Source organism: Sphingobium sufflavum (assembly GCF_021403115.1).
Taxonomy (GTDB): Bacteria; Pseudomonadota; Alphaproteobacteria; order Sphingomonadales; family Sphingomonadaceae; genus Sphingobium; species Sphingobium sufflavum.
Genome location: NZ_JAJSSH010000005.1, coordinates 1 through 23,605 on the forward strand (window position 1 = coordinate 1; position 23,605 = coordinate 23,605).

Sequence of the window (23,605 nt, forward strand, 5' to 3'; positions counted from 1 at the left end):
AAAACCATCGGTAGACTGTGCGCCATGGCGGAAAGCTGTCGGGCAGAAGCCGCCAAGGACATCCTGCCCGCAGCAAATAGAAAATAGCCTCGAAAATCTCGCGCATCGGCCAACGCCGTCGCCGTCCGCATTGGCATGGCGCGGGCAAATACGGCTCGATCAAATGCCATTCCGCGTCGGTAAGATCGCTTCCATAGCGAACCCCTGCACGGCTATGATGCGCGCGGGCGGTCGGGTTCCACATGATGGCTTCCAAGGTTGGTGTCGCAACCCCTCGGAATCATATCGAAACTCGATCGTCCACCGTTACATCAGCGTTCCGACACAGCCTCTAAGGCAGCAGCAGATGTCATTTGCTTCGAAAATGTCGTAGCCTAAGGCCGCTTTTCCGTCTGGAGCAGGAAATTCTCGACGACCGCCTTGGCGTCATCATGACCTGTCGTGACACCCAGTTCGGCCTCCCTCTTCATGGACAGCGCCAGACTTGTTGCGAGTAGCGCGATGACAGCAGGCGGCAGGGCTCCCCCCATCCCCGACTTGGCAGCAGCTTTGCTAAGGACCTTCATCTGCATCTCCCGGGATGCCTCAATGAAGGTGATGACCTCGCCACGCAGCGCCTGATTGCGGTTGGCCAGCGCCATGAATTCTGAGATCAGCCGGGCATCGCTGGTATGGACGCAGAGATCCCAAATTTCTCGCGCGGGCTGATCTGTCTCCATGGCTTCGGCGAGGCGCTGCAACTCCCTTTCCGACAAGCGGCGAAACGTTGCAACGATCAGGTCGTCCATCGTCTCGAAGTAATAATAGACCAAACGCTGCTTTACACCAATTCGGTCCGCGACGGCCCGCGAACTCAGCGCACCATAGCCCTCCTCTCGCAAAATGGCTTCGGCGCTGTCGAGCATGGCGAGCCAATTGGCCGAACCCGGCTGCGCCATGCGGCGTTTTGTAGTCGATTGCACTTTTGTCATACTTTCGCCGCCCTGCTCGCTGCTCCTAACGTCCAGACGGTGGAGCGTAAAGTGCTGGCTACTTGCTGCCTTGACAGCACCTTCACTTGCTAACATCATGACGAACGTCCTGCGAGCCAGTTTTCTGTCAAACTTGGGTCGACACACACCGCGATCGCGCGGGTCGCAGCTTCCATTGATGGGAGCGCAGAAATCGGGAGAAGGATGGTGGCCCTCAATTCAGTCCCCATGGATTGCGAGCGACTAACTCGCGGCTCCAGGCGGGCGCTGGGCATCTCCTCCCTTTTTCCGTTCGCCCTCTGATCGGCCAACGGACGATTTTCATGCATCGACATCCTTTGCAAGCGGAGCGCAGCAATCATGACCAAGAGAATGATCTTCACCCTCGCCGTCATGGATTCGGTTGGGCACAATTTCCAAGGTTCTTGGCGCCACCCCGACTCCCGATCGAGCGAATATAAGAAACTCGATCTGTGGACCCACCTCGTCCGTAAGGCTGAGGCGGCAAAGATCGATGCGATCTTCTTTACCGATCAACTGGGGATGACGGGCACGTGCAATGGATCGGAAGACATTGTGCTGGAAATGGCCGTCACCGTTCCGCTGGGCGAGCCAAGCATGCTGATCTCCGCTCTCGCCCAAGCGACGAAGAATATTGGTCTCACGTGGACGAGTTCCATTATTCAGCATCCGCCGTTTACCTTTGCGCGCATGGTCTCCACCCTCGATCACATCAGCGACGGACGCGTGGGATGGAACATCGTCACCTCCACCAACGACCGGGCCTATCGCGCTTTCGGCTTTTCCGGCGTGCCGAGCCATGAGGAACGTTATGGTCGGGCGGACGAATATCTGGAGGTCGTCTACAAGCTGTGGGAGGAATCCTGGGAAGATGGCGCGGTGCTCGCCGACCGGGAACGGGGCATCTACACCGACCCGCGCAAGGTACACAGCATCTCACACCATGGTCCGCGCTTTGATGTGGACGGCTACCACCTGATGGAGCCGTCACCGCAACGTTCGCCCGTGCTCATGCAGGCGGGCGGTTCGCCCATCGGGCTGGATTTCGCGAGCCGTCATGCGGAGGTTATGTTTCTCGCCGCCATGTCGCCGGAGGGCGCCGCCAAGCAGATCAATGCAGTGCGAGATCTTGCCCGCGGATATGGGCGCACCGCAGACGACATCTTGTTTCTTCAGGGCCTGTCCTTCGTCATCGGTTCTACCGAGGATGAGGCCGCCCGCAAGCTGGAGGAATGGGAGGGCTGGCGCAGCGCAGAGGGGCAGATCGCCTATTGGACCGGCCTGACCGGTCTCGACCTCGGACAGTTCGACCCACAAACCCGGCTGGAGGATTTGGTCGATACCATTCCCGGCATAAGGGGCGCGTTCATTTCTGCCATCAACGCTGCCCCGCCCGGCGTTAAGCCGACCGTCCTGAATTTTCTGACCACAGCGTTCAAGCCGCATACGATCGCCGGCACGCCAGACATGATCGCCGACAAGATCGAGGCGTTTCAGGCCGTCGGCGTGGATGGCATCCAGATCATGTCTGTCGTCATGCCCGGCAGTTATGAAGAGTTTTTCGAACATGCCGTGCCGGTCCTGCAAAAGCGTGGACTGATGCAGCAGGATTACGCGCGCGGCACCCTGCGCGAAAAACTGTTTGCGGGACGCGGGGCACATCTGACCGCCACCCATCCCGCTGCTCGATGCCGCCGATATACATGACGCACACATCGCATTGACGGGCAGTGGCTCGCTTGCTAACAATATGACGAACACGGAGAGGAGCGGAAACAATGCCGCAGTCAGGCCTATTGACCGGACGCGTCCTGTTTATCGCAGGGGTAGGCGCTCAGATGGGTGCAGCCACAGCGTCCATCGCCGCGCGAGAGGGAGCGAAAGTCGTCTTGGCGGCCCGCAATCGCGACGTAATAGATCAGGTCGCCAACGACATAGGCGACGCCGGTGGCGAGGCCATGGCCATCCAGTGCGATCTCACTGACAAGGCATCGACCGAATCCGCTGTCAGCGCAGCACAGCAGCACTTCGGTCCCATTGACCGCGTTTTCTACAATGCCGGTTTCTACGATAACGATCGTGACTCCATCGATGTCGACGAGGATCTTTGGCAGACCACGATGGATGTCAATCTGAACGGGGCGCTGCTGCTGTCCCGGCTCACGATCCCGTCGATGGTGGAGCATGGCGGGGGCGCCTTTGTGTTCAACTCCTCCGCCGCCTCCCTCGTCGCCGGGCAGGTCCGGTTCGGCTATCAGGTCGCCAAGGCGGGGGTAAATGCGCTGACCCGCTTCATCGCCGCGAAATATGGCCGCGACCGCATCCGGGCCAATGCCACCCTCCCCTTCGTGGTGGGGGGCGAAGTGGGGGCCGTGGCAGGCGCCCAGAATTGCATCGGCCGTTCAGGCACGGCGGAGGAGATTGGCGAGGCCGTCACCTTCCTGCTGTCGGACCGCGCATCGATCATCACCGGACAGGTCATCCATCTGGATGGCGGGCTGTTCGCGCGGGCATCCTGGCCGACCAACGCCGCGCCCTTCCAGCCGCCCGCGCCATTGAAGACATCCCATTGACCCCATCACCAATGAATGAGGAAATGCCCATGGAGAGCGATCACGATTTTCAGTCCTGCCCTCGCACGAACGACCTGCTGGCCATCGCCAAGGCGCGCACAGGCTTGGACGATTTCGGCGATCCGGCCCGCAACGCCGGGCTAGATGCCTTTCTGGAATCATTGCGTGCCGAAACCTGGGACGGGATGACGCCGCGCGCACGATCCATCGCGATTGATTTCCTGATCCATCATCTCGAAAGTCGGCTCAAGATGGTGGCCGACCGAAAGGCGAACCCGGAAGTAAGCGCGCAGCGCATCATCGCGCCGTTGATCGTCGTGGGGCCACCACGCTCCGGGTCGACCCTGCTGCATACCCTCCTCAGCCTCGATCCCGAGACGCGGGCGCCGGAACATTGGATCTGCCGCGAGCCGTCTCCCCCTCTCGCGCTGGCCGCCCCGTCGAAAGAGCGGCTGGAGGAAGCGGAAAAGCGGATGATGGAGTTGTTCGAACTCATCCCGGACATTTTCATCACCCACCCCTATATGATCGAGGAAGGCTCCGGCGCGCTGGCGGAATGCGGCAGCGACATCAACAATATGGTGTGTACCAGCCAGCAGATGTGGTGCTTCTGGGGCGGCGAAATCTATCGCAAATATCTGCTCGAAGCGGACCACACGGCGGCGATGGGCTTTCACCATGATTTCCTCCAGCACGCCCAGTGGGGCAACAATGGCAAGCGTTGGGCGCTAAAGGGATCCGACCATATGCTTTGGATGGCCGAACTGGCCGCGCAATATACCGATGCGAAACTGATCTGGACCCACCGCGACCTGGCGCAACAGTTGGGATCGCTCGCTAGCGTGCAGTCAATCCTCCTCGGCCTGCGCGGCCACCCCGTCACGCCCGAAGACCGAAAAGCGCAGGGCAAGCGGGCCATCGAACTGCAATCCGCCAGCGTCGCCAAGGCCATGCGCGCGCGGGAGGCCATTGGCGACGACCGTTTCATCGACATTTCCTATCATGACATGATGGCGGACCCGTTGCGCACCGTCGAGCGCATCTATGCGCAGAGCGGCCTGACCGTATCGTATGAGCACAGGGCCGCTATCCGCGCATGGCTAGCCGACCATTCGTCCACCAAACATGGCGTCCATAAACATTCACCGGAGGAATTCGGCATGGATGCGGATGATGTGAACGACCGGTTCCGGGCCTATCTCGACAAGTTCGGTTTCGGCTTCGGCATTCGCCCCGCGCTGACGGTCTGACATGGCGCTCAATCACTCAGGGGATCTTTCCGGCGGGCTGAATCCCGACTTCGAATATTTCCGCGCGGAAATGCCTCACGATCCGGGGATGCGGGATTCCGCAACCATCTGGGTGATTGACCAGGGCGGCGAACTGGCGCTGCCCCGTGTCACCTTCGACGGCATCGGGGAAAGCTGGGAGAGGCCCTGGCTGCAACTTAACTTCGTGCATGCGGACGGACGCACCCTGCGCATCTGGGATCAGGTGCCTGGGAACGTGGCCTGCGACGATGCGGGGAACGCGGCCATTCGGGGCGTAGGGCCTTTGGCCATCCAGTGTCTCGAGCCGTTTCGCCGCTGGACATTCGCATTCGACGGGATAGCGAACCAGTCCACGACGGCAGAGGAACGAGCGGGCAGTCGCAGCGACCGAACGATGCCACTCTCTTTCGCGGTAGAAGCCCAAATGGCGGCTCCGCCCTGGCTGATGGGTGGCCTGTCCGCAGACGCAGCGGCGCGGATGCAGGCCTGCGACGCCAGCGCTCTCATGGGCGGGGTGCGGTATGAACAGATTTGCCGCCTGACGGGCACTGTCTCGTTCGACGGCAGGACATATCCGATAGACGCCACCGGCATGCGGGTCAGGCGGCAAGGCGTGCGGAACATGGGCGCCGCCTTGGGCCATTGCCAGCATTCCGCGCTGTTCCCCTCCGGCAAGGCGTTCGGGGCTATCGTCATGGCGCCGGGGCCGGAAGGACCGGATGCCTTCAACGAGGCATTTCTGCTGACCGCAGACGGACGCAAAATCGCTGCCCGCATCGTTAGCGCGCCATGGATGACGCATTTGCAGGACAGCGGCGACGACGCCAGCCTCCTGCTCGAAAGCGAATGGGGACGGGTCCGCATCGAGGGCACGACTTTGCTCACCATGTTCGACCATCATAATTTCGAAATGGCGGCGACCTCCATCCTTCACCAGGGCACAGCGCGTTACATCTGGGACGGGGAGGAGACGATCGGCCTGATTGAGCGATGCACCCTGCGCGACAGATTGCAGGGGATTTGACCTTATGACGAACGGCATCAAAACGGCGCTGGTGACGGGCGGCGGCGCGGGCATTGGGGCGGCGACATGCCTGCGATTGGCGCGCGATGGGATGGCGGTCGGCGTGCTCGGACGCCACCTCACCAACGCCGAACAGGTCGTGCGACAGATCGTGGATACCGGTGGCATGGCCCATGCGGTCGAGGCCGATGTGGCGGATCGCGCACAGGTAGGTGCCGCGGTTGAACAGGTCCGGCGTAATCTCGGGCCGATCACTGTCCTCATCAACAATGCGGGCGTGGAGGCTTTCACACCCTTTGCCGAAATCGATGGCGCCGCATGGGACCATATGATGGATGTCAACCTCAAGGGCATCTATCATGTTACCCAGGCCATATTGCCCGACATGCTGGCGGCAGGCTGGGGGCGGATCGTCAACCTGACCGCGCTGGGTGCGCAGATCGGTGCGGCCAACATGGCGCATTATACCGCCAGCAAGGGCGGCGTCACGGTCCTCACCCGGTCGCTGGCCGTGGAACTGGGGGCGGCGGGAATCACGGTCAACGCCATCTCGCCGGGATTCATCCTGACCCCCATGGCGCAGCGTGCCATCGACGGCGCGCTGTTTACGGTCGCCTATGAGGAGATCGTCGCCACCTACCCCATCCCGCGTGTCGGGCGCCCGGACGAGGCGGCTGCCGCCATCGCCTTCTTTACCACCGATGACGCTGCCTATGTCACCGGTCAGGTGCTGGGCGTCAATGGCGGCTGTTGCCCCTGACACACATTCGACCGGGGGAGTGGCGTCGGCATGATTGACCGGCCCCGCTCCTGTTGCTACCAAACCGACGAACACAGATATGCAGGAGAAGGCCATGAGCGGAATCGGAGAGCGGCTGAAGGGCAAGGTCGCGATTGTCACCGGCGCCGGACAGGGCATCGGCGAGGCTATCGGACGCGGATTTGCCAGTCAGGGTGCAAAGCTGGTCATCACCGGGCGCACGGCCAGCAAGCTGGATGACGTCGTGGGCAAGATCAGGGCCGATGGCGGCGAAGCCATCGCTGTAGAGGCTCTTGCAGGAAACCGGGAGCATGCGGTGCAGACCGTGGACCGTGCCATTGCCGAATGGGGCCGCGTCGATGTGCTGGTGAACAACGCACACAGCTTCACCGACTATCTGCCGCTCGAAGATCCCAGGATGGAAGAAAATTGCCTGATCGACATACAGTCGGCCTTCATGGGTTCGCTGCAACTAATGCAGTTGGCCTTTCCCCACATGCGGGATCAGGGCGGCGGCTCCATCATCAACATGGGGTCCAGCTTTGGCATTCGCTGTGAGCCGGGCTTCCTCGCCTATGCAGCCAGCAAGGAGGCAATCCGCGCGCTGACCAAGACCGGCGCGCGCGAATGGGGCAAGCACAAGATCCGCGTGAACACCATCCTCCCCTCCGCCCTCTCGCCCAAGGCGATCTGGTATCTGGAGGAGAGCAAGACGCATGAGCAGGAACTGGCAAAGGTCGCCATGGGCCGGTTCGGCGCGCCCGAGGACATTGCGCCGACCGCCATCTTCCTCGCCAGCGACGAGTCCGACTTCGTCACCGGCCAGACCATCGGCGTCGAAGGCGGCGCCACCATGCTGTAACCGCGCCGCGCACGGGCATATCTTTTGAAGACAAGGACCGATATGACAGATTTGAAGAAGGTCGCACTCGTAACCGGCGGTGGCGCAGGCATGGGGAAGGCGACCAGCCTGCGACTGGCGCGCGACGGCATGGCTGTCGGCGTGCTCGACATCGACGGCGATGCCGCCGACGCGGTGGCGCGCCAAATCGTGGAGTCCGGTGGCAAGGCCGTGGCGCTGAAAGCCGACATATCGGACCGTAGCCAGGTCGAAACGGCTGTCGCGACCCTGCGCGCGGCGCTGGGGCCGGTCACTGTCCTCATCAACAATGCCGCGATCGAAAATTTCTGTCCCTTCCCCGATATTCGGGAGGATGTGTGGGACCGGGTGATGGCGGTCAACCTGAAGGGCAATTACTTCCTGATCCAGACCGTCTTGCCCGACATGATCGCCGCAGGCTGGGGCCGGGTCGTCAACCTGTCGGCGTTTGGCGCACAGCTCGGCGCGCCCAACATGGCGCTCTATACGGCGACCAAAGGCGCCATGATCTCCATGACTCGCTCTCTGGCGGTGGAACTGGGCGCCAGGGGCATCACCGTCAATTCGGTGTCGCCGGGCTTCATCGATACGCCCATGGCCCGGCGCGCTATCGACGGCGATCTGTTTCCCGTTCCCTATCAGGACATCGTGGCCAACTACCCTGTGCCGCGGCTGGGTAAGCCGGAAGAAATCGCCGCCGCCTGTGCCTTCTTCGCGTCTGACGATGCGGCCTATGTCACGGGACAGGTGCTGGGCGTCAATGGCGGCGCGGCCATGTAGCGCGCGCACCGCCCCCTGCCCTTCTCCCCCATGTACGCCCCATAACGCCCGAGGACCAATCCCATGGCCATTGCCGATGTTTCGCAAAACAGCGTTGCCGAACTCATCTCGCTCGCGGGTCGACGGGCCGTCGTCACTGGCGGTGCACAAGGATTGGGCAAGGCGATGGTCCGGCGACTGGCCGAGGCCGGCGCGTCAGTCCTGATCGGCGATCTCAATCTCGACCAGGCAGAGGCGGCTGCGCACGAAATCAGCACGCGCTACGGCGTGGACGTTATCGCGACGACGTTGAACGTCTCGGATAGCGGCTCCATCATGGCGGCGGCGGATCTGGCAGTGCAGAATCTGGGTGGCCTCGACATCTGGGTCAACAATGCCGGTCTTTATCCCAATATCCCGCTACTCGACATGACCGACGCGGTCTGGAACGATGTCATGGAGGTCAATCTGCGCGGTGTCTTCGTCAGTTGCCGGGAGGCGGCCCGCCGCATGATCGACGCGGGAACCAGCGGCGTCATCGTCAACGTCGTGTCGACGGCAGGCTTCAAGGGCGTGGCACCGGGCGTGTCGGCCTATGTCGCCTCCAAACATGGGGTGCGGGGACTGAACAAACAGCTTGCCATCGAACTGGCACCACACAGCATCCGCGTGCTGGGCGTTGCCCCCACCTTTTGCGAGACGGAAGGGAATACGGCGGCCCTCGCAAAGCTGCCGGATCGGGTACGGGCGGAGATTTCGGCCACCCTCACGTCCATGCTCGGCCGCGTCGGCGTGCCTGACGATATTGCGCGGGCCGTACTTTTTTGCGCGTCCGACATGTCGCTGTTCATGACGGGCAGCACATTGCTGGTCGATGCTGGCGAAACGGCCTGAGCCATTCGCCAGCATGACCGGTGGCCGGTTCAGACCGGTGTGAACTCAACGTACAGATCGGCCAGACTGCGAAACGTATAGGTCGGCTCGAACCGATAGCGCCGGTCGCCAGCGGGACCATGATGGGCGTCGGACAAGCGAATGTCCGATGTCCGCGCCAGCAAGCGCTCGATAGCGATGCGCGATTCCATCCGGCCCAGCGGCGCACCCAAGCACCCGTGAGCACCCCGGCTGAAACCCATATGATCGCGCACATGCGGGCGGTCGATGTCGAACCGCTCCGGTTGTTCAAAATGCGCCGGGTCATTGCTGGCTGCGGCCAGTGCCACCGTCAGGATCGTGCCTGCGGCTATATCCAGTTCACCGACCTTCGTGTCGACCAGCGCAAGGCGATAAGCGACCTTGACCGGCGCATCATAGCGCAGCACCTCCTCGATGAAGTCCGGGATTCTTGCCGGGTCGCTTCGCAGCCGCGCCTGCAACCCCGGCTCTTCCGCCAGCATCAGGACGGCCATGGCGATCAGCCGGGATGTCGTGTCCTGCCCCGCCCCGAAGAGAAAGCGGGCCAATGCAGACAGCGCATCGAAGTCAGGCTGCGATCCATCCCTAAACTTTGCATGGACCAGTTCGGTCATCAGGTCCGCGCGCGGCGTCGCCAGCCGATCCCGCAAATAGCCATCGAAGCGCTCCTTGAGAAAAATCAGCGGGTCTGATCCGACCTTGTGAACCGCATCGCCATCCACCTGGCTGGGCGGCGCGCCGATCAGTTCCAGAAGTTCAGCGCGATCCTCCACCGGGATGCCCATCAGGTCCGAAATGGCATAGGTGGTCGTGGCGTGGGCATAGGCCGGGACGAGATTGCAGGCACCGTCCGCGATAAACCCGTCGATCAACCGATCGGCCAGATTGTGGAGATACTCCTCATTCTGTTTGAGCCGCTTGTAGGTCAGCAGGCTGAGCAGAAGCGCGCGATGGTCCGTATGCGTCTTGCCATCCATGCAGACGAGGTGATCCGCCCAGGGCATCTCCGCACGATGGGCATCCAGGCTAGCCCGTATGTCCGGCGCCTGCGGCTCGAACGGCAGACCCGGTATGGGGCCGACGACCGAGCAGGCGTTGGAAAACACACCATCCTTGTCGCGCAATATCTCCGTCGCCTCCGCAAAGCCTGTCACCATGACCGTATCATGATAGCCTTCACGCGCGACCGGGCACTTGGATCGCATATGGTCGAAATAGGATCGGGGGTTTTCGATCACCGCCGGATCGCTGAAAAAATCGGGTTCCACCTTCTGCATCATCCCCTCACCTTTCTGCACCCTATCGGATGGCTGTTCTATTGCCGTTCACCGGCAGGATCAGGAGGCGACCAAATTTTCTGTGGCCAGCACCCCTGTTCGTCATTATGTTAGCATGCACTATGCGGCGGAGCAATGGTCTGCGGCAAGCAAGCAAGCCGGCTTCGCACAATATGGAGATGATGGATAATGCCTGACAACAGCAGCTTCGAAGATCGCTTTCTCATCCGCGAGCTTTATGGTCGCTACGCCCTTGCCGCCGCGCAGCAGGACGGTGACACATGGCTTTCCTGCTGGGCCGAAAATGGCAGCTGGAAGACACCGCACTTCGAACTGACCGGCAGGCAGGCCCTGCTCGGCGCGTGGGATGCGACATGGACCAATTTCAGCAAGGTGTCGGCCTTCAACGAAGTCGGCGAGATTCACCTGTCCGGCGACACCGCAAAAGCGACATCCTCCGTATTCGAGATCATAACTCTGGTCAGCGGAGGACAGACGCAAATGGTGGGCATTTATGCGGACGAATTTATGCGTGAAGACGGTCAGTGGCGCTTCGCACGTCGGGACTACACATTGATGAGCCAGCAATAGAATTTGGCGGCGCTCGCGTCCCTTGGGCATACCGCCCGCACCCGACGCGCATTGCGCCGACACCAGAGCATTTTCGCAGCAGATGACATCATCTGCCGGCTCGGAAAATGCGCGAAGCAAGACAAATAGGGCGGGGCATAACCACCTAATTCAGGGCGATGGCGCCTCCTGCGGGGGGACGCTATCGCCCATTCACGCCGGGTATAAAACCGTTCGGAGAGAGGAACGCAGTCATGGCAGAACAGACCGTGGATTCATTCGTGAAATTGGCATCCGGCACATATCTGGAAGGCCTCGCCATCGATATGGCGCGCGACATCATCTGGTATAGCGACGTCATCGCAGGCGGCATCCACGGCATCAAGCCCGATGGCACGAAGGTCACATCCTTCAACGAAGAGCGGATGTGGACGGGCGGGATCATCGTCAATGCCGACGGCGCGGTTCTTTCCACCGGCGAGGGTGGCATCATGTGGAACAATCCCGATACGGGTGCGTCGGGATGGCTGCTGTCCGAACTGGACGGACAACCGATAAGCGGCATCAATGAGATGGTGCCAGATGGCACAGGCGGCATCTTCTTCGGGACCACCGACATCGAAATGGTCATCAAGGGCGAAGCCACCCGCCCCACCGCCTTGTATCGCCTGACGGTTGATGGGGAGGCGATCAAGCTTGCCGATGGCATCGGCTTTACCAACGGCATCATGTATGACGCCGCGCGCAAGCGGCTTTACTGCAACGACACGTTCCATGGCACTTGGGTCTTCGATGTTCGCGACGACCTGACTCTGGAAAACAAGCGCATGCTACTGGCAAAAGAGGATGCCGACGGCATGGCCCTCGATGCCGATGGTAACGCTTGGATCACCGGCTTTCGATCCAGCTATTTCGCCCGGATGGCGCCCGATGGCACGGAGCTGTCGAAACTGGAAACCGGTGGCGGCTCCATCACGCAGGTCCGCTTTGGCGGTCCTGACCTGCGCGACTATTATTTCAATTCGGTCCCCTCCGATGGCGGCGACACACTGAAGGAGGGTGGCGAAATGACAGGGCACAACAGCTTCCTGTTTCGCGGTCGGTCCGACACGCCCGGCATGGCCTTCTCACCACCCCGATTTAAGCTGAGGTAGGGTCAAAGGCCACTCACCGCGTCCGCCGCGATGGCCATTACAATCCCGGCAGAGTGAGACAATCCATATCCCGCGGCATCCTGCGGCCAACATCAATCTCAACATATTCCACGATCGGAGAGGAGCATCATGTCGGATAAATCTATCGTCGCCGTCGTTACCGGGGCCAGTCGCGGCGCAGGCCGCGGTATCGCTATCGCGCTGGGCAGCCACGGTTGCACGGTCTATATCACGGGTCGCTCGCAAAAGACCGGGGATCACCCCCTTCCCGGCACGATCTACGAAACGGCGGCCGCTGTGAGCGCTGCTGGAGGCAAGGGCATTGCCGTCGTTTGCGATCATAGCGACGACGATCAGGTGAAGCGCCTGTTCGACCAGATACGGTTGGAGCAAGGCCGCCTGGACATTCTCGTCAACAACGCAGCCGCGGTCTATGATGAACTAGGCGCACCCGGCAATTTCTGGGAAAAGCCGCTAAAGCTTGGCGACATGATCGATGTCGGCATCCGCAGCGGTTATGTGGCAAGCTGGCTGGCCGCACCGACGATGATCGCCCAGAATGAAGGGCTAATCATCTTCACCTCCGCATCTGGCGCTGCGCATTATTCGCTCGGTCCGGCCTATGGCGCGCACAAGGCGGGCGTCGACAAGATGGCCTTCGACATGGCTGTGGATTTTCGGGCAGCCGAAAGCCAGGTGGCAGCCCTGTCCATATGGATGGGCGCGCTGGCGACGGACAGGTTGCTGGGCATGATAGCGGCCGATCCGGACAAGTATGGCTATCTGCGTAATCAGATCGAAACGCCGGAGTTCACCGGGCATGTGATATGGGCGCTCTATAACGATCCGCAGCTATCGGCACTGAACGGACAGACAGTCATCGGTGCGGAAATGGCCGTCAAATATGGCATTCAGGACGAAGGGGGACGCCAGCCCCCCTCCTATCGCGACACGCATAAGATCGTCCCTCATACGCACCATCCACTGGTCATCCGGTAGGTATTGCGGGGTGTGGCGGCACGATATTCGCCATATCCCGCAAGTTTATCCCCGGTCAGAACTTCGCACCCAGCTCAATTCCATAAGTCGTCGGCGCGCTCCAGTTGGCGCCAAGGCCGAAACTGTTATATTGAACCGCCGTAAGATAGCGGTTGTTGGTCAGATTATCCCCCCACAGTGCGATGGTGTAGGTATCGCTAGGATCCGTCCATTGCGCGCGGGCCGTGGCAACTTCATACGCTTTTTGCGGGAACTGAATTCCGGCCGGTCCGAAATTGAAGCTCGACGTATAATAAAGATTCCCCGACAACTGGAATTCGCCACCCGCCAAATCCGTTTTATAGCGGGCGCCGACATTGCCGGTAAATTCGGGCGTCCTCTGCATGGGCACATTATTCAAAGTCGTGCCGGCAGGAATGAAGAAAGACGTACCGAAACCGCAACCTGCGATCGTCGGGCAACGCTGATAGACTGGCGCGTTGGTGAATTCTTTATACCGCGCATGCGTCCAGGACGCTCCCCCATTGATGCTGAACTGGCGGCTCAGTTCATAGCGCAGCGAACCCTCGACACCATAGATTTCGGACGTCGCAGCATTGGTGATGTTGGCGCGACCGTCACCGAGATAGCTTGAGACCTGAAGGTTCTTGTAGTCATAGTAGAAGGCGGCCGCCTCGATGGACAGCCTGCGATTATCAAATTTCGCACCAACCTCGAAGGCGTTTACATCTTCGGGCCGCACGACATTGCATTGGAAGGCGGGCGGGTTCTGGCAGGAACCGCCAACGTCGAGGATCGCTGCCTTGTACCCTTTGCTATAGGACGCATAGATGCTGGATTCGTCCGATGGCTTGTAGCGGATGACGGCACGCGGCGTGACCTTGTCACTGCTGATCGACGGGACGTAAAAATTGTTCGTGCCGACGCTGTAATAGGCATCGGTCACGGAATCATGCGCGTAACGCACACCCGCCGTCAGGAAGAGCTGGGACACGAGTTCATAGGTCGCATCGACAAAAGCAGCATAGCTTTTCGTTGTCGTGCTGGACCCGCCCAGCCGGTTCGGTCCCGCCGGTGTGCGAAAGGCGCCGCCCGTGTCCAGATAGGTCTGGTATCGGTCCTTGTTGCTGAAATAAAATAGCCCTGCCGTCCACTGGAGCGGCTCACCGGGCTTGGCACTCAACAAAATCTCCTGGCTGAATGTCTGGTTAAGAACAGGAATGCCGATCTGAAAGATAGGCAGTCCGGTCGCATCGAGATCTTGGGAGAGATTGACGTCTTCCGTCCGATATTGCGTATAGGAAGTGAGGTCGGCGATCCCCAGATCGACCTTCCATGTGGCCTGAAGCGTGTCGTTCTTTGACGTGAAAATACCGGCCCTGTCCTTTGCCACGAGGCTCGGGTTAGCCGTATAAGAACTGGGAGGCGCAAAATTGGGCGCGCCGACACCCAGCACCGGATCGAAATAGCTGTTTGCATTCATGGATGTCGGGTCATCGACATTGCCGTGCATGTATCTAACGAGCAGCGACACGCTGTCCGAAAAATCCATTTTCAAGCCGAGCCGCACGGACCAGGATTCATATTTGCCGATTTTATTGTTGCCGTCGACGATATTGGTCTGGAAGCCGTCCCCCCTGCGATACATGCCCTCGGCATCGATAGCGAGACCTGGAGCAAGTCCATAAGTGGCATATCCCTGCGTGACCAGCTGGTTGAATCGACCATAAGACACTTTGACGCTCGCGGCGGGATCCTCGCTGGGTTCCTTCGACTGGATCAGAATGGCACCGCCGGTCGTATTCCGGCCGAACAATGTCCCTTGGGGCCCTTTAAGCACCTGGATGCTTTGAACATTCAACAACTGACTGTTCGCGGCAAGTGGATTAGGAGAGTAGAAGCCGTCTATGTAGATACCAACATTGGACCCCACGCCCGATGTTACAACAGCAGTACCGATCCCTCGAATCGTTGGCTGTGCGAAGGCCGCCGCATTGTCGAAACGCAACGAGGGCGTGACACGTGATATGTCCGAAAGGTCCCGGACATTTGCAGTTGCAATCTGGTCTGCACCCAACGTTGTTACAGTGATTGGAACGTCGACGGAGCGCTCCGCTCTACGCTGAGCGGTGACCACTATTTCACTGTAGATCTCCGTCTCAGCTGACTTGGGTGAAACAGTTGGCTCAACAGCGCCACTTACCTGTGCTTTCGCGACGCCCGGTAATGCCCCAAACGAAGCGAGGAGCGCCAACATCGATGACATTTGAGATCTTTTTAAGGCCAACACATCCTCCTCTATGACGGCTGCATCTCCCAATTGAAGGAGACATATAGCCGTGCATTCCATATTGTGCCGTCTGCGCGGCGAGCTTGTTCGTCATTTCGTTAGCAACGAAGGATTTGGGAGTCAACGTTCGCCCTTCCGACGTCATTACGCGTCCCTTTTCCCCCGACCGCAGGGTGGTGGCGCCCACGTGGTGGCACTCAAACTTGAGCCCCCTCCCCGGCCTCGAGCCAAGAGGAAGTCGAGCACTCTTGTCCAGATAAACACTTTGCGGCCGAGAAAGATTAGGCAGCTTCAAGAGCTGATTTGGCAAGATTTTGCGACGCCTGATGCTGGAAGGAGGGATCATCGCGGTGAGTGGCGACGATGATGTGACGAACAACAAGCTGGTTCGCCAGATGGAGCAGCGCATCCGCGAGCTCGAGCGTGATCTGGGACGCAAGACGCTCGAGGCGGAGATTCTCAGGGAGGCGTTGGATAAGGCACGCCCAAAAAAACCGATCTTGCTTAGAGGCTGTGTCGGAACGCTGATGTAACGGTGGACGATCGAGTTTCGATATGATTCCGAGGGGTTGCGACACCAACCTTGGAAGCCATCATGTGGAACCCGACCGCCCGCGCGCATCATAGCCGTGCAGGGGTTCGCTATGGAAGTGATCTTACCGACGCGGAATGGCATTTGATCGAGCCGCACGGGTGAGCGCAGGTTGCGAGATGCCCAGTTCCTCCGCAGCCCGCGCAAAACTGAGGCGCCGCGCCAAAACCACGACACACCGGAGGTTCCGCAAATCCATCATCAGCTATAGGTATCAAAAATCATATCTGAATGTATTAGACACATGTCCCCTGCCCAATCAAACCTGTTGGAAAGAGCGCATCATCGCGTAGCAGGGGAATTGCCATGATCCTTCGCCGCACCGTCCTTGCCATCGCTCTGGCGGCAACGGCTTTGTCGCCGGTTCCGGCGCAGGTCGAGGCCGCGTCGCCTGCTGCGCCGCCTGCCGCTCCCGCGCCTGTCCAGCAACAGCGACCCAACGTCCTGCTCTGGCTGATGGATGATGTGGGCTTTGCGCAAGTGTCCAGTTTTGGCGGCCTCGTCCAGACGCCCAATATCGACCGGGCGGCGGCGATGGGCCTACGCTATTCCAACTATCACACGGCGCCGATCTGCTCGGCCTCGCGCGCTTCCCTGCTGACCGGACGCATGCCGCATAGCGTCCATATCGGTGGCCATGCGACAGCGGCGCGCAATTTCTCCGGATATGACGCCCATATCCCAGCGGGGGCTGGGACCGTCGCCGCCAATTTCCACGCCGCAGGCTATGCCACCTATGCGCTCGGCAAATGGGACCATCTGCCCAATGCCGATGTCTCGACCGCCGGCCCCTTTACCTATTGGGCGACGGGTCAGGGTTTCGACCGCTTCTATGGCTTCCTCTCGGCCGACGCGAATAATTGGGAGCCGCAGCTTGTCCGCGACGTCACAACTATCGGTCGCCCGCGGACTGCCAATTATCATTTGAGCGCCGATCTCGCCGACCAGGCCATCGCGATGATCCAGTCGCGCGGGGCCACGGATCCCGAGCGCCCCTTCTTCATGTACTGGGCCACCGGCGCGGCCCACGCACCGCATCACGCACCGCCGGAGTGGATTGCTCGATACAAAGGCAAGTTCGATCAGGGCTGGGACAAGGTCCGCGAAGAGATATTGCACCAGCAGATCGCCAAGGGCCTGATGCCCAGCGGTACGAAGCTGGCGCCATTGCCCGACACCATGCCGCGCTGGGACAGTCTGAGCGCGGAAGAAAAGCAGCTTTACGCACGGCAGATGGAGGTGTTCGCCGCCTCCCTTTCCTATGCCGATGCCCAGTTCGGGCGGATACTCGATACGCTTCAGTCATCGGGCGAACTGGACAATACGATCATCGTCATCACCTCCGACAATGGCGCCAGTGCGGAAGGCGGTCCTCATGGACTGTATAATGAGGCTGCGGTTACGGGCCGGGGCCTGTCCGTGGCGGATAACCGCGCGTTTCTGGATCAATGGGGGAGTGCATCGACCTATCCCCATTATGCCTATGGCTGGGCGGTCGCGGGGGACACCCCTTTTCGCTATTACAAACAGACGACGCATGAGGGCGGGACACGCGTTCCTCTGGTGATCGCCTGGCCAAAGGGCATCGCCGCACGGGGGGAACTGCGCCCGCAGTTCGCCCATGTCGCGGATATCGCTCCCACCCTGCTGGCTGCGACCGGCGTAAAGCTCGCCGAAACGGTGAACAATGTGCCGCAACTGCCGATGGAAGGCCAAAATCTGACGGCGAGCTTCGCGTCCCCAAGGGCGCCCGGCCATGAAGGGCCGCAATATGTCGAACTCTATGGCAACAAGGGCCTGTGGCAGGATGGTTGGCAGATTGTCACCTCCCATCGATACAAGACATGGGACTGGCAGACCGCCAAGACCTTTGATGAACCGTGGGAGTTGTACGATCTGCAAAAGGATCCCGGCCAGACGACGAACCTAGCCGCGCGCTACCCAGAGCGCGTCACCGCCATGGCCGCCGCATTCAACGAGCAGGCCAAGCGCTATAATGTCTATCCCATCCATAATCTGAGCGACACGGCAGGCGAGTCCGCCAGAATCGCCGCGGAGGATTTCGCGCGGCGCAGGGGCAAATGGCATTATGCCGGGCCAACCAGCAACCTCGCCTCTATGATCGCACCGCCGATCAACACACGAGGCTTCCGCATGTCGGCCAAGCTGAACCTGGCGGACGCGGGCGTGACCGCGCCGATCTTCTCCATGGGCGGACGGATGGGCGGCATCGCCTTTTATCTGAAGGACGGTATTCCCATGCTGGTGATGAACGATCTGGGTGGTCGCAGCGTGCCGGTCGCCGCGCGCCAGGCGCTGACCACGGGGCCACAGCGTATCGCCATCGATGTGGTGCGCGGCACAGCGGATGCAGCAGGCGCGGTACCGTTCAACGTCACGATCCGGTCGGGCAGCAAGATTATTGCGCAGGAGAAGGTCGACTTTACCTTGCCCGCCTATTTCGGCATTCCGGAGACATTCGACATCGCGACCGACTGGGGCTCGCCGGTGCTAGCGGGCTATCGGGCAGGCACGGCGTTTCCCGGTACTTTGACCGACATTCTCTTCGACTTCAACGGCATGGGCGGCGGCGGACTATCTCTTCATTGAGCGTCGCTTCTGCTGCATCCAACCCATTCTGGTTACTCAGCGCCTGACTTTCGCTCCCTCGATGCGGAAGGTCGGCTATTTCTGATGGCTATCGAACAGCCGGTCATCTCTACGTTCTGCTAAGCTGCGGGAGAGGTCATCGGCCATAATCAGGCCAGCGCAATATTGGTGGAGAGACTTGCCCCGGCACTACAGCATCACCACCGCCCCGGCTGATGCGAGCGTGGATATAGCATGGCAGAGGCACCCCCTCTCCTTGACTGCTTGGGGCTGGGATGGTGGAACGGCACCATGACCGAAGAACCCTCCCGCAACGATACGCCCACACAAACAAAGGCCACCGCAAACGCCGAGGTGCGCGCGGCAGAAGCGGCAGCCATTCGGCGACGCTGGATCACATTGGGCGAGATACTGGCGGTCATCGCGGTGCTGATCTCCGGGCTGACCCTGTGGAACAGCTGGAGCGAACGCAGCGCTACAGAGGCGCGGACAAATGCCGACGCCCGGCAGTCCTCTGCCCGCGCCGCGTCTCTGGTGCTCCTTGCGACCAGTTCGGGCGATCACGAACTGCTTTTGAAGCCGGTTTCGGCGGATCAGTCCGTTCAGAGCCAGACGATGACCTTCCCCACCGCGCTCGGCGTCGCGGCAGCGGAAACGACGGGTGAACCGAGGATCGAGGCCGCCTGGTTCGAGGACGCGCTGAAGACGGCGCGCAACCACGCGAGGCTCCCCGATGATAGTCGCGGCGACGAGCGACTCCCTATCGCAATATCCACTCGCTTTCTGGTCGATGGCGAACCCCATGAGGACATGGCGATCTATGATGTCGGTTACAGCATATCCGGTCGGTGGCTCAGCGGTCACAAAGTCGCTTTGCGCGGCCTCTCTTTCGTGTCCCATGTGAAAGGCAGCCATGCGCAGACAAAGCTGGATGCGCGTTGGAAAGCCGTGCTTGCCTCAAAAAGAGGCGCCGCAGGAACGTGACCAGCGCTATCGCTTGCCGCGCCTGAACGGCACCGCCTTTGGTGCTATCCGCGCCAGCGCCCTGCGCTCGGCCATGCTGGCGCTGTTCAGACGATCCTCCGCCGCCAGGTTGCGCCATCGCTCGAACCGGGCCGTGGTCAAGGTTCCGGCGGCGATACCGGCCTGAACGCCGCAGCCCGGTTCCGCCTGATGCGCGCAGTCGGAAAAGCGGCATTGCTGGGCGGCCGCCAGGAAGTCGTCGAAAACCTCGGCAATGCCTGATGCGGTATCGGATAATTGCAGGGCGCGCATACCCGGCGTGTCGAGCAGCCAGCCCCCCTGCGCCAGTCGGTGCATCTCCCGGACAGTCGTCGTGTGACGACCGGTCCCGTCTGCCTTGCGGATCGCCTGGGTGGCGATACTGTCGCTCCCCCTCAGCGTGTTGACCAGCGTCGACTTGCCAACGCCCGATGATCCCATCAACGCGACCGTCAGACCTCTGGCGCACCATGCCGCCAGTTTGGCGACGCTGGCGGGATCGCGGGCGTTCACCATTTCCACCAGCAAATCCGGCTGGAGGCCCCGTGCCGCTTGCGCAAAGCGTTCCGGCGCATCGGTCAGGTCGATCTTTGTGAGAACGATGACCGGCCGCACGTTCACCTCGCGCGCCAGGACCAGATATCGCTCCAGCCGGGCGACGCTGAAATCCTCGTTGCAGGATGCGACCAGGAACAGAGTGTCGACATTCGCGGCAATGAGCTGATGCTTCCGGTCGGTTCCCGGCGCCGGCCGCCTGAAGAGGTTTTCGCGGTCCAGTACCCGTCTTGGCTCATGACTGCGCCGATCGAGCAGAACCCAGTCGCCGACCGTGGGATGTTCCTGCGCAACGCCATCCACACAGATGTGGGGTGAGATCAGCACATTCAGCCCCGCGCCCGACACCGCGATTTTGCCGCGATGCACCGCCATCACCCGGACGGGAACGGTGGTTTCCCGGTCGCTGTCGGACATCTGCTCGTCAAAGGACGGCCGCCAGCCAAGCTCGATCATCACCTCGGTCATTCCGTTTCCAGCCGTCAAACAAACGATAGCGGTCATCCCTCACATCTACGCGCCTCAAACGATGAGGCCTTTCAGTTGCAAAGTGGGCCAATGCCATGTCTGCAACTCGGTCAAAGCGCTGCACATCAACCCACTGTCTTTCACTGCGATCGGTGCGTCCTTCTCCGACAGATGCGTTTCGGCGTTCCTGGCGGGCGATCGCTGCCTAGCGCAGATCGTTCCGTGTGGCACAGAGATTCTGGATATCGTTCCCGCTCACTTCCGTTCCGACAAGGTGAACGCAGGCTGCACGGCTGGTTCAGCGTTGCGCCACCTGCATCATTGCAGAAGATGATCACGGCTTTGATAAGGGAACAGGATCATGAAGAAGACACTCTTGAGCATCGCTCTGGTCACTGCAACGTTGACTGCGCCGGTCGCCGCGCAGGCGCGTGACCATGATCGTGGCTGGAGCCGGCATGAGCGCAGCGGTTATCGCAGCGACGAGTATCGTGACCGCTATGACAACCGTCGCGCCCATAATGATCGTCGCTATTCCAACCGCAGCAACTGCCGCTCGGGCGGCACAACCGGCCTGTTGCTGGGCGGCGTGGCTGGTGGGCTGCTGGGTCGGGCCATCGACACCAGAGGAGAGCGCACGACCGGAACCGTTCTGGGTGCTGGTGCCGGCGCCCTGCTCGGCCGTGAGGTCGAGCGGTCAGGCAAGTGCTGATCGGCAGCAGAACCGCCGATCAACTCTCATTCACGCCGTCGGCACCGTCCCGCCGTCGATGACATATTCAGTTCCGGTGATGGAGCCGGCAAGATCGGAGGAGAGGAACGCGATCAGGCCGGCAACCTCCATCGGCATCGACGGCCTGCCAATTGGAATACCGCCGAGCGAGTCCATGATAATTCGCCGGCCGATCTCGATGTCTCCGCCATGCTCGGCGGCGACCCGCGTGAGGAACGCCCCGGTGCCCTCCGTTTCGATCCAGCCGGGCGAGACTCGGACGACCCGCACACCACTCGGTGACACCTGCTTCGACAGGGCCTTGCTATAGGTGGAAAGCGCGGCCTTTGCGGCGGCGTAGGCGGTCGTCGCCTCCGGCAGCGGGAGTTCGTGCTGGATCGAGGTGACGTGGATGACGACGCCGCTCCCTCGGTCAACCATCTCCGGCACCAATTCGCGATCGAGGCGAATGGCAGGCATCAGGTTGAGATCGATTTCCGCGCGCTAGTGCTCGTCGCCCAGTGCAGCGAAGCCGCCTGCGGGCGACGATGAAACCGCCGAGCATATGGACGATAACATCGACACCACCCAGGCGCGTCCGCACAGCGTCAACAAGGTCTGCGCAGCCCTTGAGGGTCGTGAGGTCGGCGGCAAGGAATTCCTCGTCCGATATATCCGACGTCTTGGTCCGGGCCGTCGTCAAAATCCGGGCGCCAAGCTGGCGGAACAGGGACACGGTGGCCTTGCCTGCACCACGGGTGCCCGAGATGATGAGCGCGCGCTTGCCTTCCAGGCTGAGGAACGGGCTCATGCGGTGATCTCCAGAGCCGAGATCTTCCCGCTGTCGAGCGTGAAGACGTAGCGCAGATCGACGGGGCTGCCGGGGAAATCGCCCTGCACATGTCCCGTCACAACCGTGTGACCACAGTCCTCCGCCATCGCGATGGGCTCGACTGTGGAGTTGTATTTCTCGGTATATTCCCGCTTCCAGTCGCGAATGGCATCGTGTCCTTTGCGAGTCTCGCCATCGTCCTTCACGACGGCATCGACAGTGAAGCACCTTGCCAGCCCCTCGGCATCATTCGCCGTGTCGGACAAGAAGAAGCGGGCTATGACGTCTGGCAGGTGGATGTTCATGATGTCCTCCATTGACCGGTGACCAGAGCATGGAGAGGTCCATGGCGCCGCGGGTATGGAACCGATTTAGCGCTGGACGCGCTTCGCGATAATCGGGACAAAGATGGATGTGATATTGCGAATAACGGAACAATGAACCGACACAATCTGATCGAACTTGATGCGGTGATCGCGATCGTGCGCCGGGGCTCGTTTCGGGCGGCGGCGATCGACCTTGGCGTTTCGACCACGGCGCTCAGCAACGCCATAGGCAAGCTGGAGAAGCAGCTTGGCGTTCGGCTCTTCAACCGCACCACCCGGAGCGTCTCTCTGACGGACGCCGGAAAGGACTTCGTCGGCAAGGTCGGTCCCGCCTTGCAGGATATTCACGATGCGATGGAAACAGCGCGCGCGCAGCAGGAGGTGCCATCCGGAACGCTGCGTATCAACGCGTTCGCGACCGGTGCGCGCGAAGTTTTGAAGCCGCTCATCCTGGAATTCCTGCGGCGTTATCCCAAGGTCCATATCGACCTGGTCACGGAAGGCCGCCTTGTCGACGTCGTTGCCGATGGCTTTGACCTGGGTATCCGCACTGCCGATCTGGTTCCAAGCGATATGATCGCCGTATCCCTCGGAACGGCGCGCCGTTTCGCTGCCGTCGGGTCGCCAGCCTATTTCGAGCAACATGGCACGCCACAAGTTCCGACGGACCTTCATAACCACCAGTGTATTCGTGTCAGGCTGCCCAACGGGGCGCTATACCGATGGCATTTTGAGAAGAACGGACAGCCGGTCCAGATTGACGTCGCAGGCCCCGTCACACTCGACGAGGCAAGCCTCTCCCGCATCACCGTCTTGAACGATTTCGGGATCGGCTTCTTCATGGAGTCCGATGTCCGCGAGGATCTGGAGTCAGGCCGGCTGGTGCGGGTGCTGGAGGATTGGACACCACCGCTCGCTTCGCTTGCCCTATATTATCCAAGCCGACGCAATCCGTCTGCGGCCTTCAAGGCCTTCATAGATCTCGCCCGCGATTTCGCGGCAGATAGAATAGTGCGTCGATCAGCCGTACAATCATAAGCGGAT

At 60.8% G+C, this 23,605-nt stretch carries 24 protein-coding genes and 2 pseudogenes; 17 read left to right on the forward strand and 9 right to left on the reverse strand.

Annotation, left to right across the window (positions count from 1 at the left end; genetic code table 11):
* Both LWE61_RS09075 and LWE61_RS09080 read right to left on the reverse strand, forming a co-directional pair.
* On the reverse strand, nucleotides 1-244 hold a 244-nt coding region (locus LWE61_RS09075), incomplete at its 3' end, for a transposase (RefSeq protein ID WP_234149742.1).
* Between the two features lie 130 nt (nucleotides 245-374).
* The gene (locus LWE61_RS09080; protein ID WP_234149743.1) at nucleotides 375-1,070 is read right to left on the reverse strand and encodes a TetR/AcrR family transcriptional regulator; all 696 of its coding nucleotides are present in this window, start codon (nucleotides 1,068-1,070) and stop codon (nucleotides 375-377) included.
* A gap of 273 nt (nucleotides 1,071-1,343) precedes the next feature.
* Between LWE61_RS09080 and LWE61_RS09085 the strand changes: the two genes are divergently transcribed.
* The 8 genes from LWE61_RS09085 to LWE61_RS09120 all read left to right on the forward strand — a co-directional run bounded on the left by LWE61_RS09085 (nucleotide 1,344) and on the right by LWE61_RS09120 (nucleotide 9,153).
* Nucleotides 1,344-2,699, forward strand: coding sequence for an NtaA/DmoA family FMN-dependent monooxygenase (locus LWE61_RS09085; protein ID WP_234149744.1), 1,356 nt, complete (start codon nucleotides 1,344-1,346; stop codon nucleotides 2,697-2,699).
* Between the two features lie 71 nt (nucleotides 2,700-2,770).
* Nucleotides 2,771-3,565, forward strand: coding sequence for an SDR family NAD(P)-dependent oxidoreductase (locus LWE61_RS09090; RefSeq protein WP_267961666.1), 795 nt, complete (start codon nucleotides 2,771-2,773; stop codon nucleotides 3,563-3,565).
* A 29-nt stretch (nucleotides 3,566-3,594) separates the two neighbouring features.
* Complete coding sequence (locus LWE61_RS09095) at nucleotides 3,595-4,815, forward strand: sulfotransferase family protein (protein WP_234149746.1); 1,221 nt, start codon at nucleotides 3,595-3,597, stop codon at nucleotides 4,813-4,815.
* 88 nt (nucleotides 4,816-4,903) lie between these two features.
* Nucleotides 4,904-5,860 (forward strand): hypothetical protein, encoded by a 957-nt coding sequence (locus tag LWE61_RS09100; protein ID WP_234149747.1) that lies wholly within the window; start codon nucleotides 4,904-4,906, stop codon nucleotides 5,858-5,860.
* A gap of 4 nt (nucleotides 5,861-5,864) precedes the next feature.
* Nucleotides 5,865-6,620: an SDR family NAD(P)-dependent oxidoreductase gene (locus LWE61_RS09105; RefSeq protein ID WP_234149748.1), complete on the forward strand. Its 756-nt coding sequence runs from the start codon at nucleotides 5,865-5,867 to the stop codon at nucleotides 6,618-6,620.
* A 94-nt stretch (nucleotides 6,621-6,714) separates the two neighbouring features.
* The gene (locus LWE61_RS09110) at nucleotides 6,715-7,482 is read left to right on the forward strand and encodes an SDR family NAD(P)-dependent oxidoreductase (protein ID WP_234149749.1); all 768 of its coding nucleotides are present in this window, start codon (nucleotides 6,715-6,717) and stop codon (nucleotides 7,480-7,482) included.
* A gap of 42 nt (nucleotides 7,483-7,524) precedes the next feature.
* Nucleotides 7,525-8,280 carry an SDR family NAD(P)-dependent oxidoreductase gene (locus LWE61_RS09115; protein ID WP_234149750.1) on the forward strand — a complete coding sequence of 252 codons (756 nt, stop codon included), beginning with the start codon at nucleotides 7,525-7,527 and terminating at the stop codon, nucleotides 8,278-8,280.
* 63 nt (nucleotides 8,281-8,343) lie between these two features.
* Nucleotides 8,344-9,153, forward strand: coding sequence for an SDR family NAD(P)-dependent oxidoreductase (locus LWE61_RS09120; RefSeq protein WP_234149751.1), 810 nt, complete (start codon nucleotides 8,344-8,346; stop codon nucleotides 9,151-9,153).
* Nucleotides 9,154-9,182: 29 nt separating this feature from the next.
* Here the strand turns inward: LWE61_RS09120 and LWE61_RS09125 are convergent, their stop codons facing one another.
* Complete coding sequence (locus tag LWE61_RS09125; RefSeq protein ID WP_234149752.1) at nucleotides 9,183-10,451, reverse strand: cytochrome P450; 1,269 nt, start codon at nucleotides 10,449-10,451, stop codon at nucleotides 9,183-9,185.
* Nucleotides 10,452-10,640: 189 nt separating this feature from the next.
* Here LWE61_RS09125 and LWE61_RS09130 point away from each other — a divergent pair, with 189 nt between their 5' ends.
* The 3 genes from LWE61_RS09130 (at nucleotide 10,641) to LWE61_RS09140 (ending at nucleotide 13,174) form a co-directional block, all read left to right on the forward strand.
* Nucleotides 10,641-11,042 (forward strand): nuclear transport factor 2 family protein, encoded by a 402-nt coding sequence (locus LWE61_RS09130; protein ID WP_234149753.1) that lies wholly within the window; start codon nucleotides 10,641-10,643, stop codon nucleotides 11,040-11,042.
* 233 nt (nucleotides 11,043-11,275) lie between these two features.
* Complete coding sequence (locus tag LWE61_RS09135; RefSeq protein WP_234149754.1) at nucleotides 11,276-12,175, forward strand: SMP-30/gluconolactonase/LRE family protein; 900 nt, start codon at nucleotides 11,276-11,278, stop codon at nucleotides 12,173-12,175.
* Nucleotides 12,176-12,304: 129 nt separating this feature from the next.
* Entirely contained in the window at nucleotides 12,305-13,174 is an 870-nt protein-coding gene (locus tag LWE61_RS09140) for an SDR family NAD(P)-dependent oxidoreductase (protein WP_234149755.1), read from the forward strand.
* Between the two features lie 55 nt (nucleotides 13,175-13,229).
* Here LWE61_RS09140 and LWE61_RS09145 read toward each other — a convergent pair whose 3' ends face one another.
* Nucleotides 13,230-15,440 (reverse strand): TonB-dependent receptor, encoded by a 2,211-nt coding sequence (locus LWE61_RS09145; RefSeq protein WP_234149756.1) that lies wholly within the window; start codon nucleotides 15,438-15,440, stop codon nucleotides 13,230-13,232.
* A gap of 341 nt (nucleotides 15,441-15,781) precedes the next feature.
* Here LWE61_RS09145 and LWE61_RS09150 point away from each other — a divergent pair.
* Together LWE61_RS09150 and LWE61_RS09155 are read left to right on the forward strand one after the other, a co-directional pair.
* Nucleotides 15,782-15,973, forward strand: a pseudogene (locus tag LWE61_RS09150) (IS3 family transposase); the annotation flags it as partial.
* 86 nt (nucleotides 15,974-16,059) lie between these two features.
* Nucleotides 16,060-16,155, forward strand: a pseudogene (locus LWE61_RS09155) (IS5/IS1182 family transposase); the annotation flags it as partial.
* Here the strand turns inward: LWE61_RS09155 and LWE61_RS20950 are convergent.
* Nucleotides 16,121-16,258 (reverse strand): LysR family transcriptional regulator, encoded by a 138-nt coding sequence (locus LWE61_RS20950; protein WP_407696219.1) that lies wholly within the window; start codon nucleotides 16,256-16,258, stop codon nucleotides 16,121-16,123. The pseudogene LWE61_RS09155 and the gene LWE61_RS20950 sit on opposite strands and share 35 nt — an antisense overlap.
* 104 nt (nucleotides 16,259-16,362) lie before the next feature.
* On the opposite strand from LWE61_RS20950, the gene LWE61_RS09160 reads away from it, so the two are divergent.
* Both LWE61_RS09160 and LWE61_RS09165 read left to right on the forward strand, forming a co-directional pair.
* On the forward strand, nucleotides 16,363-18,666 hold the full coding sequence (locus tag LWE61_RS09160) for an arylsulfatase (RefSeq protein WP_234149757.1): 2,304 nt from the start codon (nucleotides 16,363-16,365) through the stop codon (nucleotides 18,664-18,666).
* Between the two features lie 291 nt (nucleotides 18,667-18,957).
* A complete protein-coding gene (locus tag LWE61_RS09165; protein WP_234149758.1) occupies nucleotides 18,958-19,650 on the forward strand; it encodes a hypothetical protein in 693 nt (230 codons plus the stop codon).
* Between the two features lie 6 nt (nucleotides 19,651-19,656).
* Here LWE61_RS09165 and rsgA read toward each other — a convergent pair whose 3' ends face one another.
* Nucleotides 19,657-20,691 (reverse strand): ribosome small subunit-dependent GTPase A, encoded by a 1,035-nt coding sequence (gene rsgA / locus LWE61_RS09170; protein WP_234149759.1) that lies wholly within the window; start codon nucleotides 20,689-20,691, stop codon nucleotides 19,657-19,659.
* Nucleotides 20,692-21,052: 361 nt separating this feature from the next.
* On the opposite strand from rsgA, the gene LWE61_RS09175 reads away from it, so the two are divergent.
* Nucleotides 21,053-21,403: a glycine zipper 2TM domain-containing protein gene (locus LWE61_RS09175; RefSeq protein WP_234149760.1), complete on the forward strand. Its 351-nt coding sequence runs from the start codon at nucleotides 21,053-21,055 to the stop codon at nucleotides 21,401-21,403.
* A 30-nt stretch (nucleotides 21,404-21,433) separates the two neighbouring features.
* Here LWE61_RS09175 and LWE61_RS09180 read toward each other — a convergent pair whose 3' ends face one another.
* The 3 genes from LWE61_RS09180 to LWE61_RS09190 are packed head-to-tail and all read right to left on the reverse strand — an operon-like array spanning nucleotide 21,434 to nucleotide 22,540.
* A complete protein-coding gene (locus LWE61_RS09180; RefSeq protein ID WP_234149761.1) occupies nucleotides 21,434-21,883 on the reverse strand; it encodes an oxidoreductase in 450 nt (149 codons plus the stop codon).
* Nucleotides 21,837-22,214, reverse strand: coding sequence for a hypothetical protein (locus LWE61_RS09185; protein ID WP_234149762.1), 378 nt, complete (start codon nucleotides 22,212-22,214; stop codon nucleotides 21,837-21,839). Before LWE61_RS09185 ends, LWE61_RS09180 begins: the two co-directional genes overlap by 47 nt.
* Entirely contained in the window at nucleotides 22,211-22,540 is a 330-nt protein-coding gene (locus LWE61_RS09190) for a nuclear transport factor 2 family protein (RefSeq protein ID WP_234149763.1), read from the reverse strand. The genes LWE61_RS09185 and LWE61_RS09190 overlap by 4 nt, the downstream gene beginning before the upstream one ends.
* Nucleotides 22,541-22,672: 132 nt before the next feature.
* Between LWE61_RS09190 and LWE61_RS09195 the strand changes: the two genes are divergently transcribed.
* Entirely contained in the window at nucleotides 22,673-23,599 is a 927-nt protein-coding gene (locus tag LWE61_RS09195) for a LysR family transcriptional regulator (RefSeq protein WP_234149764.1), read from the forward strand.
* Nucleotides 23,600-23,605 lie beyond the last annotated feature (6 nt).

Coding starts and splice junctions, on each gene's coding strand:
- LWE61_RS09080 (WP_234149743.1), bottom strand. CDS start 1,070: ATGATGTTAGCAAGTGAAGGTGCTGTCAAGGCAGCAAGTAGCCAGCAC.
- LWE61_RS09085 (WP_234149744.1), top strand. CDS start 1,344: ATGATCTTCACCCTCGCCGTCATGGATTCGGTTGGGCACAATTTCCAA.
- LWE61_RS09090 (WP_267961666.1), top strand. CDS start 2,771: ATGCCGCAGTCAGGCCTATTGACCGGACGCGTCCTGTTTATCGCAGGG.
- LWE61_RS09095 (WP_234149746.1), top strand. CDS start 3,595: ATGGAGAGCGATCACGATTTTCAGTCCTGCCCTCGCACGAACGACCTG.
- LWE61_RS09100 (WP_234149747.1), top strand. CDS start 4,904: ATGCGGGATTCCGCAACCATCTGGGTGATTGACCAGGGCGGCGAACTG.
- LWE61_RS09105 (WP_234149748.1), top strand. CDS start 5,865: ATGACGAACGGCATCAAAACGGCGCTGGTGACGGGCGGCGGCGCGGGC.
- LWE61_RS09110 (WP_234149749.1), top strand. CDS start 6,715: ATGAGCGGAATCGGAGAGCGGCTGAAGGGCAAGGTCGCGATTGTCACC.
- LWE61_RS09115 (WP_234149750.1), top strand. CDS start 7,525: ATGACAGATTTGAAGAAGGTCGCACTCGTAACCGGCGGTGGCGCAGGC.
- LWE61_RS09120 (WP_234149751.1), top strand. CDS start 8,344: ATGGCCATTGCCGATGTTTCGCAAAACAGCGTTGCCGAACTCATCTCG.
- LWE61_RS09125 (WP_234149752.1), bottom strand. CDS start 10,451: ATGCAGAAGGTGGAACCCGATTTTTTCAGCGATCCGGCGGTGATCGAA.
- LWE61_RS09130 (WP_234149753.1), top strand. CDS start 10,641: ATGCCTGACAACAGCAGCTTCGAAGATCGCTTTCTCATCCGCGAGCTT.
- LWE61_RS09135 (WP_234149754.1), top strand. CDS start 11,276: ATGGCAGAACAGACCGTGGATTCATTCGTGAAATTGGCATCCGGCACA.
- LWE61_RS09140 (WP_234149755.1), top strand. CDS start 12,305: ATGTCGGATAAATCTATCGTCGCCGTCGTTACCGGGGCCAGTCGCGGC.
- LWE61_RS09145 (WP_234149756.1), bottom strand. CDS start 15,440: ATGTCATCGATGTTGGCGCTCCTCGCTTCGTTTGGGGCATTACCGGGC.
- LWE61_RS20950 (WP_407696219.1), bottom strand. CDS start 16,258: ATGATGGATTTGCGGAACCTCCGGTGTGTCGTGGTTTTGGCGCGGCGC.
- LWE61_RS09160 (WP_234149757.1), top strand. CDS start 16,363: ATGATCCTTCGCCGCACCGTCCTTGCCATCGCTCTGGCGGCAACGGCT.
- LWE61_RS09165 (WP_234149758.1), top strand. CDS start 18,958: ATGACCGAAGAACCCTCCCGCAACGATACGCCCACACAAACAAAGGCC.
- rsgA (WP_234149759.1), bottom strand. CDS start 20,691: ATGACCGAGGTGATGATCGAGCTTGGCTGGCGGCCGTCCTTTGACGAG.
- LWE61_RS09175 (WP_234149760.1), top strand. CDS start 21,053: ATGAAGAAGACACTCTTGAGCATCGCTCTGGTCACTGCAACGTTGACT.
- LWE61_RS09180 (WP_234149761.1), bottom strand. CDS start 21,883: ATGCCTGCCATTCGCCTCGATCGCGAATTGGTGCCGGAGATGGTTGAC.
- LWE61_RS09185 (WP_234149762.1), bottom strand. CDS start 22,214: ATGAGCCCGTTCCTCAGCCTGGAAGGCAAGCGCGCGCTCATCATCTCG.
- LWE61_RS09190 (WP_234149763.1), bottom strand. CDS start 22,540: ATGAACATCCACCTGCCAGACGTCATAGCCCGCTTCTTCTTGTCCGAC.
- LWE61_RS09195 (WP_234149764.1), top strand. CDS start 22,673: ATGAACCGACACAATCTGATCGAACTTGATGCGGTGATCGCGATCGTG.